The 19,965-nt window shown below is 66.0% G+C and carries 17 protein-coding genes and 1 pseudogene; 11 read left to right on the top strand and 7 right to left on the bottom strand.

The window, feature by feature from the left end:
* Window positions 1–11 precede the first annotated feature (11 nt).
* The 3 genes from PVE35_RS11750 (at window position 12) to PVE35_RS11740 (ending at window position 1,943) form a co-directional block, all read left to right on the top strand.
* Complete coding sequence (locus PVE35_RS11750) at window positions 12–866, top strand: SDR family oxidoreductase (protein WP_277374731.1); 855 nt, start codon at window positions 12–14, stop codon at window positions 864–866.
* A 343-nt stretch (window positions 867–1,209) separates the two neighbouring features.
* Window positions 1,210–1,380 (top strand): general stress protein, encoded by a 171-nt coding sequence (locus PVE35_RS11745; protein WP_268183978.1) that lies wholly within the window; start codon window positions 1,210–1,212, stop codon window positions 1,378–1,380.
* A 92-nt stretch (window positions 1,381–1,472) separates the two neighbouring features.
* Entirely contained in the window at window positions 1,473–1,943 is a 471-nt protein-coding gene (locus tag PVE35_RS11740) for a hemerythrin domain-containing protein (protein WP_268183979.1), read from the top strand.
* A 34-nt stretch (window positions 1,944–1,977) separates the two neighbouring features.
* Here the strand turns inward: PVE35_RS11740 and PVE35_RS11735 are convergent, their stop codons facing one another.
* Window positions 1,978–2,937, bottom strand: coding sequence for a class I SAM-dependent methyltransferase (locus PVE35_RS11735; protein ID WP_277374730.1), 960 nt, complete (start codon window positions 2,935–2,937; stop codon window positions 1,978–1,980).
* 14 nt (window positions 2,938–2,951) lie between these two features.
* Window positions 2,952–4,337, bottom strand: a complete 1,386-nt coding sequence (locus PVE35_RS11730; protein ID WP_268183981.1) for an iron-containing redox enzyme family protein — start codon at window positions 4,335–4,337, stop codon at window positions 2,952–2,954.
* Between the two features lie 158 nt (window positions 4,338–4,495).
* Between PVE35_RS11730 and PVE35_RS11725 the strand changes: the two are divergent.
* From PVE35_RS11725 to PVE35_RS11710, 4 genes and pseudogenes are all read left to right on the top strand, one after another.
* A pseudogene (locus tag PVE35_RS11725) lies at window positions 4,496–4,753 on the top strand (glutamate-cysteine ligase family protein); the annotation flags it as partial.
* Window positions 4,746–5,618, top strand: coding sequence for a YbdK family carboxylate-amine ligase (locus tag PVE35_RS11720; RefSeq protein ID WP_277374729.1), 873 nt, complete (start codon window positions 4,746–4,748; stop codon window positions 5,616–5,618). The pseudogene PVE35_RS11725 and the gene PVE35_RS11720, both read left to right, overlap by 8 nt.
* A 75-nt stretch (window positions 5,619–5,693) precedes the next feature.
* On the top strand, window positions 5,694–6,044 hold the full coding sequence (locus tag PVE35_RS11715) for a DUF2892 domain-containing protein (protein WP_268183984.1): 351 nt from the start codon (window positions 5,694–5,696) through the stop codon (window positions 6,042–6,044).
* A 60-nt stretch (window positions 6,045–6,104) separates the two neighbouring features.
* Window positions 6,105–6,464 (top strand): hypothetical protein, encoded by a 360-nt coding sequence (locus tag PVE35_RS11710; protein WP_268183985.1) that lies wholly within the window; start codon window positions 6,105–6,107, stop codon window positions 6,462–6,464.
* Between the two features lie 4 nt (window positions 6,465–6,468).
* On the opposite strand, the gene PVE35_RS11705 is transcribed toward PVE35_RS11710, so the two are convergent.
* Entirely contained in the window at window positions 6,469–6,843 is a 375-nt protein-coding gene (locus PVE35_RS11705) for a Rho termination factor N-terminal domain-containing protein (protein WP_268183986.1), read from the bottom strand.
* A 165-nt stretch (window positions 6,844–7,008) separates the two neighbouring features.
* Between PVE35_RS11705 and PVE35_RS11700 the strand changes: the two genes are divergently transcribed.
* The 4 genes from PVE35_RS11700 to glgB all read left to right on the top strand — a co-directional run bounded on the left by PVE35_RS11700 (window position 7,009) and on the right by glgB (window position 16,054).
* Window positions 7,009–7,500: an MgtC/SapB family protein gene (locus tag PVE35_RS11700; protein WP_277374728.1), complete on the top strand. Its 492-nt coding sequence runs from the start codon at window positions 7,009–7,011 to the stop codon at window positions 7,498–7,500.
* A 1,084-nt stretch (window positions 7,501–8,584) separates the two neighbouring features.
* On the top strand, window positions 8,585–10,567 hold the full coding sequence (locus PVE35_RS11695) for an alpha-1,4-glucan--maltose-1-phosphate maltosyltransferase (protein WP_277374727.1): 1,983 nt from the start codon (window positions 8,585–8,587) through the stop codon (window positions 10,565–10,567).
* Between the two features lie 16 nt (window positions 10,568–10,583).
* On the top strand, window positions 10,584–13,901 hold the full coding sequence (gene treS, locus PVE35_RS11690; RefSeq protein ID WP_277374726.1) for a maltose alpha-D-glucosyltransferase: 3,318 nt from the start codon (window positions 10,584–10,586) through the stop codon (window positions 13,899–13,901).
* On the top strand, window positions 13,898–16,054 hold the full coding sequence (gene glgB, locus PVE35_RS11685) for a 1,4-alpha-glucan branching protein GlgB (protein WP_277374725.1): 2,157 nt from the start codon (window positions 13,898–13,900) through the stop codon (window positions 16,052–16,054). The genes treS and glgB overlap by 4 nt, the downstream gene beginning before the upstream one ends.
* Before the next feature lie 973 nt (window positions 16,055–17,027).
* Here the strand turns inward: glgB and PVE35_RS11680 are convergent.
* The 4 genes from PVE35_RS11680 to PVE35_RS11665 form a co-directional block, all read right to left on the bottom strand.
* On the bottom strand, window positions 17,028–17,441 hold the full coding sequence (locus PVE35_RS11680) for a CBS domain-containing protein (RefSeq protein WP_268177667.1): 414 nt from the start codon (window positions 17,439–17,441) through the stop codon (window positions 17,028–17,030).
* Window positions 17,442–17,665: 224 nt separating this feature from the next.
* On the bottom strand, window positions 17,666–18,436 hold the full coding sequence (locus PVE35_RS11675) for an alpha/beta fold hydrolase (RefSeq protein ID WP_277374724.1): 771 nt from the start codon (window positions 18,434–18,436) through the stop codon (window positions 17,666–17,668).
* The gene (locus PVE35_RS11670; protein ID WP_277374723.1) at window positions 18,433–19,521 is read right to left on the bottom strand and encodes a DUF3182 family protein; all 1,089 of its coding nucleotides are present in this window, start codon (window positions 19,519–19,521) and stop codon (window positions 18,433–18,435) included. The genes PVE35_RS11675 and PVE35_RS11670 overlap by 4 nt, the downstream gene beginning before the upstream one ends.
* On the bottom strand, window positions 19,518–19,949 hold the full coding sequence (locus tag PVE35_RS11665; RefSeq protein WP_268177664.1) for a hypothetical protein: 432 nt from the start codon (window positions 19,947–19,949) through the stop codon (window positions 19,518–19,520). The genes PVE35_RS11670 and PVE35_RS11665 overlap by 4 nt, the downstream gene beginning before the upstream one ends.
* Window positions 19,950–19,965 lie beyond the last annotated feature (16 nt).

Genomic DNA, 19,965 nt, shown 5'->3' with positions numbered 1-19,965 from the left:
AGGAGCCCCGTATGAACGACAAGACATTGCCGCCCCAGCATCAGCAACGTCAGCCCGGCCTCGAGCATGCCATGCAGCCCGAGCCGATCTACCTCGACGAAGCCTATCGTCCTGCCGGCAAGCTGATCGACAAGGTGGCGATCATCACTGGCGGCGACAGTGGCATCGGCCGTGCCGTGGCCGTCCACTACGCCCTGGAAGGCGCCAAGTTGGCGCTGGTCTACCTGAACGAAGACGAGGATGCGCAGAAGACCGTGGACGAGGTCAAGCGTCACGGCGGCGAGGCCCTGGCCCTGGCCGGTGACGTCGGCGATGCGCGCTTCTGTCAGTGCGTGATCGACGCGGTGATCGGCAAATGGGGGCGCCTGGACATTCTCATCAACAATGCCGGTGAGCAGCACCCGCGCAAGGATCTGTCGGAGATGGACGAGGAGCAGTGGCAAAAGACCTTCCGCACCAACATCTTCGCCATGTTCCAGCTGACTCGCGCGGCGCTGCCGCACCTGCACAGCGGCGCCAGCATCATCAACACCAGCTCGGTCACCGCCTACAAGGGCAACCCGATGCTGATCGACTACTCCTCGACCAAGGGGGCGATCAACTCGTTCACCCGCTCGCTGTCGATCAATCTGGCGTCACGTGGAGTCCGGGTCAACGGCGTGGCCCCGGGGCCGATCTGGACGCCGCTGATTCCTTCCACCTTCAGTGCCGACAAGGTGGCCGAATTCGGCGCCGAAACGCCACTGGGGCGGCCGGGGCAGCCAGCCGAAGTGGCGCCGGCCTACGTCTACCTGGCCAGCAACGATGCTTCCTACGTCACCGGGCAGATGTTGCATGTCAACGGTGGGAGTGTGGTCAACGGCTGATCATTCCTACAAGAAGCTGTGAAGAACGCACGGGCATGCAGATGTTCGTGCGTTTTTTATTGGGGCTTCCTGGACTGGACATGGTGTGGGGTGCCGGGCCTGGCATGGACTAGCGGACTGTTCGCGAAGCAGTACGCCGAGTTCATCGGTGAGGGATCAAGCATGAAGTTTCCTGCGCATGAACAGCAAAAAAACAACCAGATTTTCTTCCATCGCCATCCTCGAAAAGAGCCGATATACGGCACTTAAAATAACCTGAACACCTCACCGTCTGGATTGCCTGAATAATTGCAAGGGCAATAAAGCCATTGCACGGAAATATCAAACTCAGGAGGGCCATGACATGGCTGCTAACAAGAATCCGGGAAACTTTGCAAACGACCGCGAAAAGGCTTCCGAAGCCGGGCGCAAGGGTGGCAAGAACAGCGGAGGCAACTTCGCCAATGACCGCCAGCGTGCCTCGGAAGCCGGACGCAAGGGAGGCCAGAACAGTCACGGCAGCCGTGACTCCTGAGCCGTCTGCAAGGCCCGATTTCTCGGGCCTTGCATTATTTCCCAAAGCTGCAAGACCGTGATCGAAAAAAGCCTGGATAAGGGAGAGAGACCATGAACGCCATCGATCTTTTGAAGCAGGATCATGAGACGGTAAAGGCACTGCTCGAACAACTGCAGGATACCAGCGAGCGCGCCGTGCAGACGCGCAAGAAACTGGTGGCGAAGATAGAGCAGGAATTACAGATTCATACCGCACTGGAAGAGCGCATCTTCTATCCGGCTTTCCGTGAGGCCGGCAAGAAAGAAGAAACCGTGATGACCAGTGAAGCCAAGGAAGAACACCGTGCCGTGGATTCTTTGGTATTGCCCGATATCAAGGAAACTTCACCCTCGACCCTGGAGTTCGCTGGGCGGGTGAAAGTGCTCAAGGAATTGCTCGAACACCATATCGAGGAAGAAGAGAGCGACATGTTTCCGCAAGCCAGCAAACTGCTCGGTAAACGCCGCCTGGAGGAACTGGGCGAGCAGATGCAGGCCATGCGCAAGACCCTCGAGAGCGAATCGAAAAAACGCGCCGCTTGAGCCAAGGCGGGGGCCCTGGGCTCCCGCCTCGTGCTCATTGCCGGCAGGTAAGACGCAGGGCCACGCAGGCGATGCGCTCCACCTCGGCGTAAGCCTGATTCTGCAACTCCTCGCCGAACACGTCCGGATCGATCTCTTCGTACTGCCAGTCCCAGCCCGTGTCGCGCAGCGACAGGGCGATGGCGTTGAACAGCGCATCCTCACCCTTGACGATCGCCACCCCACTGTACAGCAGCAGGGTGCCGCCCGGTGCCAGGCGCTCCATGGCGGTGTCGAAGATCGCCAGCGACAGCGCACTGCCATGGCGACCACCGCCATGGCGATAGGTGCGGCGCAGCGGATCGAGCATGTAGGGCGGGTTGGCGATGATCAGGTCGAACTGGCCGTCCACGTCGCGCAGCAGATCGCTGTGCCGGGCCTGCAGGTTGAACAGGCCGGCCAGGCGCGCGTTGACGGTGGTGAAGGCCAGCGCTTCGGGGTTGATGTCCAGGGCCAGCACTTCGCCCTGGGGCCGCGCCAGGGCCGCGCAGATGGCGCCGGCGCCACTGCCGCAACCGATGTCGGCGATACGCCGGATGGGCCGCCGTTCATGGGCCAGGTGCGCCTTGAGCAGGCGCACGAAACGGTAGGTGTCGGGGCCGAAGAACACCGCATCGGCCTGCTCGGTGGGAAAGCCGGCATGCAGGTAGAGTTGTTCATCCAGGCTCGACCAGCGCACCCGGCTGCGCCAGAGATCCCCACAGGGTTGCAGCACCCCGGCGCCACGCATCGCCGTCATGATTGGCTCATCCAGCAGTTCCAGCGAGAAGGGCCGGTTCCAGCCGAATACATCGCGCAGATCGCCGGCCAGGGCTGCATCCGCGCGGGCATTGACCCGTTCGTGGGTCAGTGGCGTGGGCGTGATGAAGTGGTAACCGCGTGCCCGCAGCAGGCTGCCCAGTTGCAGCAGGGCGATGTCGCGTTCGCAGGTCGGGGTCAGGCCGCTTTCGTGCATGGTGTTCTCCAGGTTCAACGGGCCTGTTGCAGCAGGTCGCTGAACAGCCGTGTGGCGGCCAGGCCGGCCACGCTGGGGTGGCGGGCCGGGGCCAGCAGTTCGATCAGACGCGCTTCGCGTTCGTCCGGTTGCAGTGCCCTGAGTTCGTCGCTCAGCGCCTGGCGTTCGGCCTCCTGCAGGGGGGCTTTGGCAGCGGCCGCCGGAAGGCTCAGCACCTCCTTGTGCGGGGGGCGGCGCAAGCTCAGGGTAGGGGCCTGGTCGCCAGCGATCCAGTCATGCAGCAACTGCCGCTCATAGGGGGTGAAAACGCCGAACATGGCTGCCCCTTCACCCTCCACCAGGCGCCAGAAGCGGCTATGGCTGGGGTCGCGATGGCGCCTGATCCAGCCATGACGCTGCAGGGCATCGAGAAAGGCCTCGATGCTTTCGGGCGCTGCCAGCCACTGGTTCACCGTGCGCCCGCCGATGCGGCAATGATCCGAGTGCGCCTGGGCGGCGAAGGGGCGTTTGCCTTCGAGCATGCGCACCAGCTCCTGTTGCAGGTCGAAACCTGCGATCACCGCGCACGAACCGCTGCCCAGATCGTTGAGGCGATAGCCGAGGCGCACGCGGCGGTAGAAGTCCTCGGCATCGCCCACCTGCGGCAGGTTGTCCAGCACGCTCTGCACCGCCTTGGCGGCATGGCCGCTGGCGGCGTTGTCGATGGTGACGTGGAGCTGGAAATAATAGGGGTCGATGCCCAGCTCCTTGAGCTCGTAGGCGCTGATCAGCAGGTGCAGCGGCAATTGTTCGTAGCCGAGGTTGTAGCCGATCACCTCCGGCAGGAAGGTCTCGGCCTGCAGGCCGAGCGCTAGCTGGATGGCGCCCTGGCGATAGAGCCCGTCGTCCAGGGCACTGGGCTGCTCGCAGCCTTGCGCCGCCAGCAGCCGACGGTACAGCAGTACGTGATTCTGCGCGGCCAGGCCGTCGCCCAGCTCTTCCAGATAGGTGCGCACCAGTGGTTGCAGGCGCAGGTCGCGCCAGTACGGCAGGCAGCCATAGAGCCAGGCGCCATCGACCTCCTTGGTGGGTGCCACTGCGCGCAGGAAGTACAGAGCCTGAGCGCGCCCGGCGAAGTACCGTCGGGGGCCACCGGCATGGCGTTCGGCGAGGTAGGCCGCGTATTCGGCGCCGACCTGTGCAGTGTGCAGGCGCGACCACTGGGGCAGCTCGGCGGGCACTTCGGGCAGGTCGCAGGGCAACTGCGCCGCGTCCTCCAGGCTCGCTTCGAGAACGGCCCGTGCCGCAGGCGCACCCGGTCGTGCCGCGAGCAACTGGCGGTAGCTGGCTTGCCAGGGGCCGCTCTCCGGGACTGGGCGCGCAAGCTTGGCGAGCGGCGTGGCGAGGCTGGCAATCGGCATGGATGGTTTCTCCTGTGGCAGGGCCATGTTCTGTCTAGGAGGGGCCGGTTCGGACAAAGATTCCACCTAAATCTCGGCCTGCGGGCGCTCCGTCCGATGGGTTGAACCTGGCAGCCTCGGAGCGGCTCCATCACTGCACCCACCCATGCGAGCAGGCCATGACAGACAGCAGTTTCGGCATCGAAGAGGAATTCTTCCTCACGGATCTGGCCACCAGGAAGGTGGCCCGCGATGGTCTCGACACCTTCGCCGCGACGTGCCGGCAGGCACTGGGGACAGGGTTCACCCGGGAGATGTTCGCCGCCCAGTTCGAGGTGGTGACGCCGGTTTTGCACGACCTCGCCGCAGCGCGCCAGTACCTGAGCCAGGCGCGCCGCTGCCTGGCCCGCCTGGCGCAACGCCAGGGCTGTGGCATCGTCGCCGCCGGCAGTCACCCGCTACCAGACGATCTTCGACGAGTACCGCCTGGTCGCCAGCCGCAGTGTGCTGGCGGGCTTGCACGTGCACGTCGGGGTGCCCGAGGGCGTCGACCGCATCCGCCTGATGAACCGGCTCATACCCTGGTTGCCGCTGCTGCTGGGCCTGAGCGCGTCATCACCCTTCTGGCAGGGGCAGGCGTCGGGCCTGATGAGCTATCGCCAGGCGGTGTGCGATGAGTGGCCACGCATGGGCATCCCTGATCACTTTCGCGACGAGCATGCCTACCAGCAGTATCTGCAGGTGATGACCGACACCGGCTGCATCGCTTCGGCGGCCAACCTGTGGTGGAACATCCGCCCCTCGCTGCGCTACCCGACCCTGGAGCTGCGCATCGCCGATGCCTGCCCCGACCTGGACGATGCGCTGTGCATCGCCGGGCTATTCCGCGCCATGCTCGAGCACCTGTTGGCCACGTCTCACCCGGCCTGGGTGGATGACCCGCTGACCCGCACCCTGACCCTGGAGAACCGCTGGCGGGCCAAGCGCCGTGGTGTGCGCGGTGACTTCATCGAGCCGGCCAGCCGCCGCAGCCTGCCATTCCAGGCCTGGTTGGAACGGGTGCTGGAGCAGATCGGCGAACGGGTGCCGGCCGCTGACCAATGGATACTGGCCCGCGCCCGCCGCCTGGCGCGCCAGGGTGGCAGTGCCGAAGCGCAGTTGCGCAGCTACCGGCAGGCCCGTGCTGCCGGCCTGGGCCATGGCGAGGCGTTGTGCAGCCTGGTCGATGAGTTGATGGTGCAGAGCAGCCTGGCGCCATCCGGCGGGCTGGAACGCAATCCGGCCACTGGCCCGATTGTCTGAACCTTTGCTGGATGGTGGTGCTTCTAAAACACACAGGGGCTGTATCGGCTCCGTCACTGACCAGGAGAACATGCCATGTCATCACTCACTCATAACGTCCACCGTCTGGAGCGTGCGGTTTCCCTCGCCACTGGCCTCACCGCCATAGTCGCTGGCGTATCCCGTGGGGGCGCTGGGGGCGTGCTCAAGGCGCTGGGCGGTGCCGTGCTGGTGCAGCGCGGGCTGACCGGGCACTGCGTGGTCAAGGGGATGGTCAGCGATCCCAAGGCCGAGATCGAGTGCCTGCGCCAGCGCATCGCCGACATGCGGGCCGCACTGCCCAAGGTGCACGAGCAGAGTGCAGCGAGCAGGGCGCCCCACCAGGAGTCCAAGCTCGACCATGCCGTGGAGGAAACCTTTCCGGCCAGCGACCCGATTTCGCCCTGAGTCGAGGCGTCGAGCTAACGCGCGGCGGCTGTATGCCGCCGCCCGCACAGGAGATTTGCCATGCAAGACCGCAATGACAAACCACTGGATTTCCAGGACGACCAGCAAGCGCAGGACGAGCGCACTGCGGAGCGCCAGGCAGGGCTGACCGGCGCCGCCACCCAGGGGCAGAGCGAGCACGAGGACAACGTCAGCCTCGATGATCTCAGCCCGGACACCCTGATCGATGACAGCGGCGCTCGTTCCCCGCACGAGCCGGGCGGCGATCGGCCCATGGACGAGGAACTCAGCGTGGTGGACGAGACCGAGGTGGACCTGGGCATTGGCCTGGACGAAGCCGAACTGGCCCGCTCCGCGCCGCTCGACGGTGAGCCGTGGAGCGACGAGGTAGTCGAGGGCGATGGCGATGACCGCGAATGAATGCCTACATTTTGCGCAGCGCTTCCAGCAGTTCCTGCTTGCGCATGCGTGAACGGCCGGAGAGATCACGCTTGCGCGCCAATTCCATCAGTTCGTCACGGCTCATGGCCTCCAGCTTCTGCCCGGGGCGGGGCACGCCCTGACGCGATTTTGCCGCACGGCGCGCAGAGGATTCGCGCGCCGCTTTTTTCTCCGCACCGCTGGTGCTGCGGCCCGATCCGCCGGGCTTGTCGCCGCCACCGGACTGCTTGTTGACCGTGGCCCAGGCACGCGCTTCGGCTTCGTCCTCCGGCACGCCACGGGCTTTGTAACTGTCCTCGATATGCTCGGCCTTGCGTTTCTGCTTGTCGCTGTACTTGGCTTTGCTACCCCTTGGCATGGTGCTTTCCTCCAGGCGGTTTCGGCCGGATTGCCGATTTCCTAGCAGGAGAAACGCAGGGCAGCGGATTGGTTCCCCGCCCTGGATGAGCGGCCAGGCAAATCCGGGCGAACCCTCACCAGTCTTGGCGCTCAGACAAAGAAAACGACTTGAGGCGGGCGTGCGATGGATCTGGCTGAAACTCTGCTGGCCACCCTGAAACTGGAGCTGGCCGACCTGCTGCAGGTCGAGCACCTGCTACGCTCCAGCCTGCGCCTATTGCTGGCCATGCTGCTGGGTGGCCTGCTCGGCTACGAGCGTGCGGTCACCGGCAAGGCCGCCGGGGTGCGCACGCACATGCTGGTGTGCCTGGGCGCGGCCATCTTCGTCATGGTGCTGGAGCAGGAAGGCGCCGCCGGCGATGCTATGAGTCGGGTGATTCAGGGCGTGGCCACCGGCATCGGCTTTCTCTGCGCCGGCACCATTCTCAAGGGCAACAGCCTGGCCGACGTCAAGGGCCTGACCACCGCTGCCGGGCTGTGGTCGTCGGCGGCCATTGGCGTGGCGGTCGGGGTTGGCAGCGAGGCCATCGCCGTGTTGGCGACGTTGCTGGTGTGGCTGGTGCTGCGGGTGATTCCGCAATGGGTGGATTCGCCGCACAGAAACGGCAACTCCTGAGCAAGATAAGGTTCTTTGCAGAGTCTCGGGAAAATCAGCATTGATACTGGACTGGCAAGTTTGTGTGTTGTTTCGGTGTTCAAGCTGCTTATCGGTGTTTAGCTGATGTCTCCCATTTCGCCCCCCGGCGACCTTCTTTTGTCAAACGCCACAAAAGAAGGCAAAAAGGCCAGGCCCCGCCATCCGGCCCCGGCTGCGCCGGGGTTCGTTCGCTCCATCGCTGCTCCGAGGGTCGGCTTACAAGGGCCATCCCTGGCCCTTTAAGCCTCTCGCGGCATCCATGCCGCTCGCCCCTCTGCGCAACGATTCCACTCACCCTTCTGAAGGGGCCATTCGCGCACCTGAGCGAACCGGCGCTCCAAGGCATGCCCGGCGTGTTCTGGTAACAGCGAAGTCACGACGTGGCCGTCGGTTAAACCAAAACTTTCATTCGCGTAGGGCGTACTCGCGAAGCAGTACGCCGTTGGCAGTACGGGACGTAGGTTGTGGTGCCGAACTCGGCATGGCCCGGCGGACTGTTCGCTGGCGCTACGAGCGGTCGGCGCCCCGATCCGCCCTACGGCTGACCTCATGTTCAACCACTCAGTGCTACTTCTGGGTTACCTCGGGTTCAGGCGCGTGCAGAGCCCGCCCAGGAGGGCGAACGCAATCGTCGTGGAAGAGGTTGAGCGGCATGGATGCCGCGAAAGCCGCGATGGGCCATGGATGGCCCACCGCGGCGGGCCTCTGGAACGGCGATGGAGTGAGCGAACCCTCGCGCAGCGAGGGCCGGATGATCGGGCGGAGGGTTTGGTTACTTTGCCCGCAAAGTGACTCGCCCGGGAGGGCGAAACCAGAGACATCAGCAAAAACGCGGCAATTCAGAACGGGCATGTAAGCCCCCCGCAACAACCCGAAACCCAACACACAAACTTGCCAGTCCGGTACCAACCAAGCACTCCCCCCAAAGAATGCCAAGAACCGCAAAAAATCCCTGAACTTTAGGCCTCGGCGCCGCCTCGGAATTTCAGGCCCCGGGTTTTCCGGGGCGCTCGTTTCCACCGCGCGAACACGCCGTTTGCCAGGCGCAGAGGAGCCAGGATTCATGCTGCCCCCGCACTCCATCGACGACACCCTCGCCAAGGCGCTGACCCAACCACGCCTGGCCATCGAGGCCGTGCAACCCGTGCTGGAGGCGGGGCGCTTCGCCGCCAAGTGCCTGTGCGGCCGGGCGCTGCCGGTGAGTGCGGTGATCTTCGCCGATGGCCATGATCAGCTCGCCGCCGATCTCCTCTGGCGCAGTGGCGAGCAGGCCTCCTGGCAGCGCGTGCCCATGCAGGCGCTGGGCAACGACCACTGGCGCGCCACGCTGCGCATCGACCAGCCAGGCCGCGCCGAGTTCGCCATCGAGGCCTGGCTGGACGTCTACGCCAGCTTCCGTCAGGAGCTGGTGAAGAAACTCGGTGCCGGCGTGCCGGTGGAGCTGGAACTGCAGGAGGGCGCGCACCTGGTCCGGCGCATTGCCGCACAGGCCCCGGAGGCATTGCGCGACGAGCTGGCCGCGCTGGTGGAGCGCATGGAGGCCGCGCAATCGCAGGCCGAGCGCGAGGCGGTGCTGATCGACCCGGCGGTCAACGAGCTGATGCGCCGCGCCGAATACCGCCCCCATCTGCTACGCACGGCCAATTACCCGCTGGATGTGGAGCGCACCCTGGCCGAATTCGCCGGCTGGTACGAGCTGTTTCCCCGTTCGCTGGGCGAGGAGGGGCGCCACGGCACCTTCGCCGATGTGCAGGCGCGCATCCCCGAGATCGCCGCCATGGGCTTCGACGTGCTGTATTTTCCGCCCATCCACCCCATCGGCCGCAGCCATCGCAAGGGGCCGAACAACAGCCTGAGCGCCGGGCCGGCCGACCCCGGCAGCCCCTACGCCATCGGCAGCGAGGAGGGCGGCCACGACGCCGTGCACCCCGAGCTGGGCAGCCTGGAGGACTTCCGCACGCTGGTGCGCGTGGCCCGCGAGCATGGCCTGGAGGTGGCGCTGGATTTCGCCGTGCAGTGCTCGCCGGATCACCCCTGGCTCAGGGAGCACCCCGGCTGGTTCAGTTGGCGCCCGGACGGGAGCATCCGTCATGCCGAGAACCCGCCGAAGAAGTACGAGGACATCGTCAACGTCGACTTCTACGCCGAGGCGGCCATCCCCGACCTCTGGCTGGCATTGCGCGACGTGGTGCTGGGCTGGGTGGAGCAGGGCGTGACGCTGTTTCGCGTCGACAACCCGCACACCAAGCCGATGCCGTTCTGGGAATGGCTGATCGCCGATGTGCGCGCACGCCACCCGGAGGTGATCTTCCTCGCCGAGGCCTTCACCCGCCCGGCGATGATGGCGCGCCTGGGCAAGCTCGGTTTCAGCCAGAGCTACACCTACTTCACCTGGCGCAATACCAAGGCCGAGCTGCAGGCCTATTTCGAGCAGCTCAACCAGCCGCCATGGCGCGACTGCTACCGGCCGAACTTCTTCGTCAACACGCCGGACATCAACCCCTATTTCCTGCAGCGTAGCGGGCGCCCGGGTTTTCTCATCCGCGCCGCCCTGGCCTCCATGGGCTCGGGGCTGTGGGGCATGTATTCGGGCTTCGAGCTGTGCGAGGCGGCGCCGGTGCCGGGCAAGGAGGAATACCTCGACTCGGAGAAGTACCAACTGCGCCCGCGCGATTACCAGGCCCCCGGCAACATCAACGCCGAGATCACCCGGCTCAACCAGATCCGCCGCGACAACCCGGCCTTGCACAGCCACCTGGGCTTCGCCGCCTACAGCGCCTGGAACGACAACATCCTGTACTTCGGCAAGCGCACCGAGGATCTGCGCAACTTCATCCTGGTGGCCGTCAGCCTCGACCCCTACGACGCGCAGGAGGCGCACTTCGAGCTGCCGCTGTGGGAACTGGGCCTGCCCGACGATGCCGCGCTCGACGGCGAGGACCTGATGAACGGCCACCGCTGGACCTGGCACGGCAAGGTGCAGTGGATGCGCATCGAACCCTGGCACCTGCCATTCGGCATCTGGCGCATCCGCGCCCCTCACTGAACAAGGAGCGGCCGACATGGCCAGACGCAAAGCCGCCAAGACCTTCCTCAACGACCCGCAGTGGTACAAGGACGCGGTGATCTACCAGGTGCACCTGAAGTCCTTCTTCGACGCCAACAACGACGGCATCGGCGACTTCAAGGGGCTGATCGACAAGCTCGACTACATCGCCGAACTGGGCGTCAACACCCTCTGGCTGCTGCCGTTCTATCCCTCGCCACGGCGCGACGACGGCTACGACATCGCCATGTACCGTGGCGTGCACCCGGACTACGGCAGCCTCGCCGACGCCCGGCGCTTCATCGCCGAGGCCCATCGGCGTGGCCTGCGCGTGATCACCGAACTGGTGATCAACCACACCTCCGACCAGCACCCCTGGTTCCAGCGCGCCCGCCGTGCCAAGAAGGGCTCCAAGGCGCGCGACTACTACGTGTGGTCCGACAGCGACGACAAGTACGCCGGCACGCGGATCATCTTCATCGACAGCGAGAAGTCCAACTGGACCTGGGACGCCGTGGCCGGGCAGTACTTCTGGCACCGCTTCTACTCGCACCAGCCGGACCTCAACTTCGACAACCCCAGGGTGGTTGAAGCGGTGCTCGGGGTGATGCGCTTCTGGCTCGACATGGGTGTCGACGGCCTGCGCCTGGACGCCATCCCCTACCTGATCGAGCGCGATGGCACCAGCAGCGAGAACCTGCCGGAGACCCACGCGGTGCTCAAGCGCATCCGCGCCGAGCTGGACGCGCGCTACCCCGACCGCCTGCTGCTGGCCGAGGCCAACCAGTGGCCGGAGGACACCCGGCCCTATTTTGGTGGTGAAGAGCACGGCGAAGGCGACGAATGCCACATGGCCTTCCACTTCCCGCTGATGCCGCGCATGTACATGGCCATCGCCCAGGAGGATCGCTTTCCCATCACCGACATCCTGCGCCAGACCCCGGAGATCCCGCCCAACTGCCAGTGGGCGATCTTCCTGCGCAACCACGATGAGCTGACCCTGGAGATGGTCACCGACGACGAGCGCGACTACCTGTGGAACTACTACGCTGCCGACAGCCGCGCGCGCCTCAACCTGGGCATTCGGCGGCGCCTGGCACCACTGGTGGGGCGTGACCGGCGGCGCATCGAGCTGCTCAACAGCCTGCTGCTGTCGATGCCCGGCACGCCGACGCTGTACTACGGCGACGAGATCGGCATGGGCGACAACATCTACCTCGGCGACCGCGACGGCGTGCGCACGCCGATGCAGTGGTCGGTGGACCGCAACGGCGGTTTTTCCCGCGCCGACCCGGCCAGCCTGGTGCTGCCGCCGATCATGGACCCGCTGTACGGCTACCAGACCATCAACGTCGAGGCCCAGTCACGCGATCCGCACTCGCTGCTCAACTGGACGCGGCGCATGCTTGCCATCCGCAACCAGCACAAGGCCTTCGGCCGTGGCAGCCTGGAGATGCTGGCGCCGAGCAACCGGCGCATCCTCGCCTACCTGCGCCTGTACACCACCGACGATGGTGTCGAGCAGCGCATCCTCTGCGTGGCCAACCTGTCCAGCGCGGCGCAGGCGGTGGAACTGGAACTGGCCGACTACCACGACCGGGTGCCGGTGGAGATGGTCGGCGGCGCCTCCTTTCCGCCCATCGGCCAGTTGCCTTACCTGCTGACGCTGCCGCCCTACGGCTTTTACTGGTTCTACCTGGCCGATGCCTCGCAGATGCCCAGTTGGCACCTCAAACCGGTAGAGCGCATGCCCGAGCTGCAGACCCTGGTGCTGAGCCGCAACCTGAGCGAGGTGCTCGAAGGCCGGCCGCGGCAGATCCTCGAACGCGAATCGCTGCCGCTGTACCTGCCCAAGCGGCGCTGGTACGCCGCCGGGCGCCTGGCGGCCGGCGCGGTGCGGCTGCTGTACGTCGTGCCCCTGGGTGCCCAGGCCGACGCGCCGATGCTGGCCGAGCTGGAAGTGCAGGGGGAGGCCGGCGTGGAGCATTACCGCCTGCCGCTGGCGGCAGTGCCGGAACGCGCCGTTGGCAACGACCTGCCGCAGCAGATGGCCCTGGCGCGCCTGCGCCGTGGCCGTCGGGTGGAACTCTTGACCGACGCCTTCAGCCTGCCGCAGTTCAGCCAGGCGATCCTCGCCCTGCTGCGCGAGCAACGGGTGCTGCCCAGCACCGCCGGGGAAATCCAGTTTCGCGCCGAACCGGCGCTGCTGGCCCTGAATGGCCTGGATGAAAGCCCGTTCAAGCTGCTTTCGGCCGAGCAGTCCAACAGCTCGGCGCTTGTGGGCGAACAGGTGCTGCTCAAACTGCTGCGTCGCGGCTTCGCCGGCATCCACCCGGAAGTAGAGATGAGCCGCTTCCTCGGCGAGCAGGGCTTCGCCCATGTCGCGCCGCTGCTCGGCGAAGTGCTGCGGGTCGACGAGCAGGGCCAGCCGCACACCCTGCTGGTGCTGCAAGGCTACCTGGACAACCAGGGCGATGCCTGGCAGTGGACGCTCAACACCCTGGAGCGGGCGCTGCGCGACGCGCTGAACGCCGGCATGAGCGAGCCCGAAGTGGATGCCCTGGGCGAGTTGGCCACCTTCTGCGCCGTGCTCGGCAAGCGCGTCGGCGAGATGCATGCGGTGCTGGCCCGGCAGGTGGACAACCCGGCCTTTGGCAGCCAGCTCAGCGACACGCCGGACTGCGCCGCCTGGCAGGCCTCCATCGGCGCGCAACTGCAGCAGGCCCTGCAGGCCCTCGAACGCCAGCGCGAGGCCTTGCCGGCCGCCAGCCGCGAGCTGGCCGACTGGCTGCTGGCCCGGGCCGACGCCCTGCAGCAGGCCGTCGAACGCCTGAGCCGGGACATGGCCGGGGGCCTGCGCATACGCGTGCACGGCGACCTGCACCTGGGCCAGGTGCTGGTGGTGCAGGGCGATGCCTACATCATCGACTTCGAGGGCGAGCCCAACCGCACCCTGGAGGAGCGCCGCCAGCGCCACAGCCCGTTCAAGGACGTCGCCGGCATGCTGCGCTCCTTCGACTACGCCGCCGCCGTGGCGCAGCGCAACGCCGGCGGCCTGGACGGCAATGCCGAGTCGCAGCAGGCGGCGCAGCTGCTGGCCCGCTACCGCGAGCAGGCCTGCGAAGCCTTCCTCGACGCCTACCGCCTGGCCGCCGCCGGGCTGCCCCACGAATGGCACGCGCGCGACGGCGAGTCCGCCGCCCTGGCACTGTTCTGCCTGGAAAAGGCCGCCTATGAAATCGTCTATGAGAGTGGGCACCGCCCCGACTGGATCGACGTTCCCCTCCACGGGCTGGCACGGCTGGCCCGCCAACTGATCGAGGCAACCCCGTGAACGAAGCATCAATCGAACGTCTCAGACGGGCCGAGGAGGGCGACCCCTTCGCCGTGCTCGGCCCCCATGCGCAGGCCGACGGCACCCTGGTGCGCGTCTGGCTGCCCGGCGCCGAGGCTGTCGAACTGCTCGATGCGGCCGGGCAACTGCTGGGCCCCATGACCCGCCGCGACGACGACGGCCTGTTCGAGCGGCTGCTGGCCGAGCCGCAGGCCTACCGTCTGCGCATCCACTGGCCCGGCAGCGTGCAGGACGTGGAAGACCCCTATGCCTTCGGCCCGCTGCTCGGCGAGCTGGACCTGTACCTGTTCGCCGAGGGCAACCACCGCGAGCTGTGGCATTGCCTGGGGGCGCGCCCCTGCGAGCACCAGGGCGTGCCCGGCGTGAGCTTCGCCGTGTGGGCGCCGAATGCCCGACGGGTGTCGGTGGTCGGCGACTTCAATAGCTGGGACGGCCGTCGCCACCCCATGCGCCTGCGCTACCCGGCCGGGGTGTGGGAACTGTTCATCCCGCGCCTGGCGGCGGGTGAGCGCTACAAGTACGAGATTCTCGGCCCCCACGGCCTGCTGCCACAGAAGGCCGACCCCCTGGCCCAGGCCAGCGAGGCGCCGCCAGCCACCGCCTCGCGTGTGCCGCGCGGCGAGCCCTTCGCCTGGCAGGACGCGCAGTGGATGGAGGAGCGCGCGCAGCGCCACCGGCCCGATGCGCCGCTGGCCATCTACGAGCTGCACGCCAGTTCCTGGCAATGGCAGGACGAGCGCACGCCGAACTGGGACGAGCTGGCCGAGCGCCTGATTCCCTACGTGCAGCACCTGGGCTTCACCCATATCGAGCTCATGCCGATCATGGAACACCCCTTCGGCGGTTCCTGGGGCTATCAGCCGCTGTCGATGTTCGCGCCCACCGCGCGCCTGGGCGATCCGGAGCGCTTCGCAGCCTTCGTCGACCGCTGCCACCGCGCCGGCCTCGGGGTGATCCTCGACTGGGTGCCGGGGCACTTTCCCAACGACCCCCACGGCCTGGCCGAATTCGACGGCACTGCGCTGTACGAATACGCGCACCCCTTCGAGGGCTACCACCCGGACTGGAACACCTGCATCTACAACCTCGGCCGCAGCGAGGTGCACGGCTTCATGCTGGCCAGCGCGCTGTACTGGCTGCGCGAGTACCACATCGACGGCCTGCGCGTGGACGCCGTGGCCTCGATGCTCTACCGCGACTATTCCCGTGCGGAAGGGCAGTGGATCCCCAACCGCCATGGCGGTCGCGAGAACCTGGAGACCATCGAATTCCTCCAGCAACTCAACGAGGTGGTGCGCAGCGAGGTGTCGGGGGCGCTGGTGATCGCCGAGGAATCCACCGCCTGGCCGGGCGTCAGCCGGCCGGTGAGCGAGGGTGGCCTGGGCTTCAGCCACAAATGGAACATGGGCTGGATGAACGACAGCCTGGGTTACTTCCAGACCGACCCTCTGTACCGCCGCCATCATCACCAGCAGATTACCTTCGGCCTGCACTATGCCTTTTCCGAGCGCTACATCCTGCCGATCTCCCACGACGAGGTGGTACACGGCAAGCACTCGCTGATCGGCCGCATGCCCGGCGATCGCTGGCAGCAGTTCGCCAACCTGCGCCTGTTCCTCGCCCTGATGTGGACGCACCCGGGCAAGAAGCTGCTGTTCATGGGCTGCGAATTCGCCCAGTGGCGCGAGTGGAACCACGACCAGCAACTGGACTGGTATCTGCTGCAATACCCCGAGCACACGGCCGTGCAGGCGCTGGTTGCCGAACTCAATCGCCTGTATCGTCAGGAGCCGGCGCTGCACCAGTGGGACGAACGGCCGGAGGGCTTCCAGTGGCTGATCGGCGACGACGCGCACAACAGCGTGTTCGCCTGGCTGCGCCGGGGCGAAGACGGCCGGCCGCTGCTGGTGGTGCATAACGGCACGCCGCAGGTACTCAGTGACTACCGCATCGGCGTGCCGCAGGCGGGGCGCTGGCAGGTGCTGCTCAACAGCGACGAAGGTCGCTGGTGCGGCTCCGGGGCGGGCAGCCAGGGCGAACTGCACAGCGAGCAGGTGGCCGCCCACGGCCAGGCGGATTCGCTGAACCTGCAATTGCCGCCGTTGGGGAGTTTGGTGCTGGGGCTGGGATGAACTGTGTTTAAGCTGCTTATCGGTGTTTAGCTGATGTCTCCTGTTTCGCCCCCCGGCGACCTTCTTTTGTCAAACGCCACAAAAGAAGGCAAAAAGGCTTGGCCCCGCCATCCGGCCCCGGCTTCGCCGGGGTTCGTTCGCTCCATCGCTGCTCCGAGGGTCGGCTTACAAGGGCCGTCCCTGGCCCTTTAAGCGGGGCCGCCATCGGTATCTCGCGGCATCCATGCCGCTCGCCCCTCTGCGCAACGATTCCACTCACCCTCCTGAAGGGGCCATTCGCGCGCCTGAACGAGTATGCACTCCATAGGTTGCTCGGCGTGTTCTAGTAGCGATGAAGTCGCGATTGGGTCGTCGAGTTAAACCAAAACTTTCATTCACGTAGGTTCATTCGCCTGGATAGCTTTCCGGCTTTCAGCCGGCATCCTGGTCAGCCCTAAGGCTGACCCATGTTCAAGCACTCCGTGCTACTTCTGGGTTACCTCGGGTTCAGGCGCGTGCAGAGCCCGCCCAGGAGGGCGAACGGAGTCGTCGTGGAAGAGGTCGAGCGACATGAATGTCGCGACGACTGCATGGATGCAGGAGGTAGAGCGACGCAGGATGCCAAAGCCGAGAGCCGCGATGGGCCAGGGATGGCCCACCGCGGCGGGCCTCTGGAACGGCGATGGAGTGAGCGAACCCTCGCGCAGCGAGGGCCGGATGACCGGGCGGAGGGTTTTGGTTACTTTTCCCGGGCCGGCCATCCGGGGCAAAAGTGACTCGCCCGGGAGGGCGAAACCAAAAATATCAGCAAAACCGCGGCAACTCGGAACAAGCACCGAACAACAGCAAGCCAACACAAACTTGCCGGCCCGGTGCCAAAACCGATTACCCCGATACCCGATATCACTATCCAGAGCCCACATGGGAGAGGCTTCAGCTAGGACTATCGCCCGTAGTTGGAAGCATCTCCTACAAAGGCATACAGCGAAACACCTCAATGCGCGCTCGACACCCCACGCAACAAGGTGTCATTGGCCTGGCGACTATGCCCGGAGGCAATATTCCCCAGCGACACCACCCCAACCAGACGCTTCTCACGGTTGAGCACCGGCAAGCGCCGTACCTGGATGTCGGCCATGTTGGCCGCCACATGCTCGACATCCTCGTCGTCGAAACAGTAACGCACCTGGCCACTCATTACCTGGCGTACCGGCGTGTCGCCGTCCAGCCCGGCGGCCACGGCGCGGATGGCGATGTCGCGGTCGGTGATCATGCCGACCAGACGATCACCTTCGTTGACCAGCAGCGCGCCGCTGTCGATGTCCGCCATCAGCGTGGCAGCCTCGCGGATGCTGCGCTCGGGTTCCAGGGTTTGTACGTTACGGGTCATTAGTTTGCTGATTTTCATGGTTGCGCTCCTATAGGGCACATCTAAAAACTACCTGCGTTGCCATCGCTGCGTTAAAAACAGGCTCGTGCGCGAGTCCGATCAAAATGCTCATTTACACTGCGTAAACTGCGCTTTTTCGCCTGTTTTTGCCTTGCGCTGGCTGCCTCGTCTACGTTTTTATAAGTGCCCTCTCGTGAGTGAAGGGCGAATGCCCAATGACCTGCCGCCGGCACTGAGCCGGCTCAGGAATAACGCACCTGATGGTGCGGATAGTTGCCGACGCGCGCGCCAATCACCATTTCGCTGACCCAGTTGATCAGTAGCCGTGTATAGGCCTGCTGGTCGTGATCCTGGCTCAGGGCGTGGTCGGCGCCGTCGAGAATGCGGTGGGTGAGCGAGTGCGCGCGCTCGAAGGCGGCGCGGTAGCTCATCAGGGTGGCGTGCGGCACGTAATCGTCGTGTTCGGATTCCACCAGCAGCACATCACCAGTGAACTGCGCGCAGGCGGCCAGCGCGCGATTGTCCCTTGGGCTCAAGGCACGCTGGCGGTACTGGGCCAGCCGCGCCACGTCGAGCTGGCGCTTGGGCAGGTGCCATTGCTCGTCCCAGTACAGCGCCGGCACGCGCAGGGCCAGCCAGCGCACGGCGCGGCAGGCACTGAGCAGGGTGGCCAGGTAGCCGCCGTAACTGCTGCCGATCACCGCGATGCTAGCAGTGTCCACCGCCGGATGGGTGAGCAGCCGGTCGTAGGCGGCGATGAGGTCGGCCAGGTTGTGTTCGCGGGTCACGCTTTCGCGCGCGGCGATGGTCTTTTCATGGCCGCGCAGGTCGAAGGTCAGGCAGATGCAACCCAATGCGGCGATGCCCTTGGCCCGCGCCAAATCGCGTTGCTGGCTGCCGCCCCAGCCGTGCACGAAGAGCACGCCGGGTACCTTGGCTGCCGGCTCCAGCAGGGTGCCGGCGATGGCCTGGCCATCCACCCTGATCTCGATGCTTTCGCTGACGGCGCTCATGCCTGGCTCACCTTCACGTATTTGCTGATCGGCCCCAGTTCGCTGCCTTCTCCTTCGTACAGGCAGATGGCGCCTGCCGGCGGCAGCCCCGCGCCGTAGAACTCATGGGTGGAGGCCTGCAGTTGTTGCAGTTCGGGCTGCTCGATGAAGGCTTCCAGGGCAAAGATCTCCGCAGGGCTGGCCCCGCCGATGCGCCAGGACTGTTCCAGCACGCCGCTGCGCGGTCGCCCCATAGCGTTCAGGCCCTGGGCCACGTCGTAGTTGCGCCGCGACGCGCGAATGCTCGGGTAGGCGTCCATGGCGGCCAGCTCGAAGATGCGCGCCTGTTGCACCGCCAGACGTATATCGCGTGGCAGGTCGAGGCTCATCAGCCTCAGGTAGTCGCCGCGCACCAGGGTCAGGCTGGAGCCGCCATAGACCGGCTGCCCGGCATTATCGCGGGTCAGTTGTTGGGTGCCGTAGTAGCTCAGAGTGGTACCCGCCACCTGGATCTGCCCGACGCTGTAGGTGGTCGGTTGCTGCAGGTTTTCCTCCAGCACCAGGCCGTCTGCCTCCAGGGCTTGCTCGTCGAGGCTGGCCAGCGCCGCTTCCAGCTCACCGAGCGTGCGCACCACCTGTTGCCCACGGCCAGCCGTGGCATTCACCGGCTTGAGCCGCAGCGGGCCGTCGCGCAGCAGGCGCAGCCCGGCTTGCCGAGCATCCTCGGTGTGGAAGACGCTGAAGCCGGGCAGGGTGACGCTGGCGATCTGTTCGCCCAAGGCCTGCGACCAGCCCTCGGGCATGCACCGGGCCCCCTCGGGCAAGGTATGGCTGATGGCCTTGGTGGCCATGAACGCCTGGCCCACCTGGCCGCCGAAGAAATCCTCCGGCCCGGCGATGCCCAGCGCGGACTGATCGCCCACCAAGGTGTCTTCGGGGAGGAAATAGCACTGGCTCGCGGCATGCTCGTCGGCCTGGTAGAGGCCGAGAAAGGGGCAACCAAGCAGCACTGCCAGCTTCTCGCCGAGCAGGCGCTGCACGGCGCGTTCGTGGGCCATGTGGCGCCCCGTGCCTGGCAGCAGGGCCAGACCCTGGTAGAGGCTCATGGCTCCTCCCGCCAGGTGCCGCCGCTGCTTTGGCAATCGATGCGCACCTGCTTCAGATCGTCGCCGCGGTAGTAGTGAGTGATCACCCGGGCGTCGTTGGGCACCGCCGGGCGCGGCTTGCCCTGATTCTCGTCGAAGGAGCGGTAGTTGCTCAGCGTTTCCTGGGTCAGCGCCGCCTCGCAGCGGCCGACGCTGCCTGTGGCGCACTTGGCCACGCGCTCTTGGCGCTGGTCGATCATCGTGCCGCCCTGATCGCCGCAGGCCCAGTCGATGGTGCCTTCGTCGACGCCGCTGAACTCGTAGCACAGCTCCTCGGCCACGGCCGGCACCGCCGTGCTCGAGGGCTCGGCGATGACATGGCAGGCCTCGGCCAGCGCCTCGCTGGCGGCCAGGCAAGCCAGCACGAAAATGGGAATGGCAGCTTGCATGATGCTCTCCTCGATC

Origin of the sequence: Pseudomonas sp. AA-38 (assembly GCF_029457475.1) — a bacterium.
Lineage (GTDB): Bacteria > Pseudomonadota > Gammaproteobacteria > Pseudomonadales > Pseudomonadaceae > Aquipseudomonas.
Note: the sequence above shows the minus strand (reverse complement) of the source record. Positions and strands in the feature narration are given on the sequence as shown.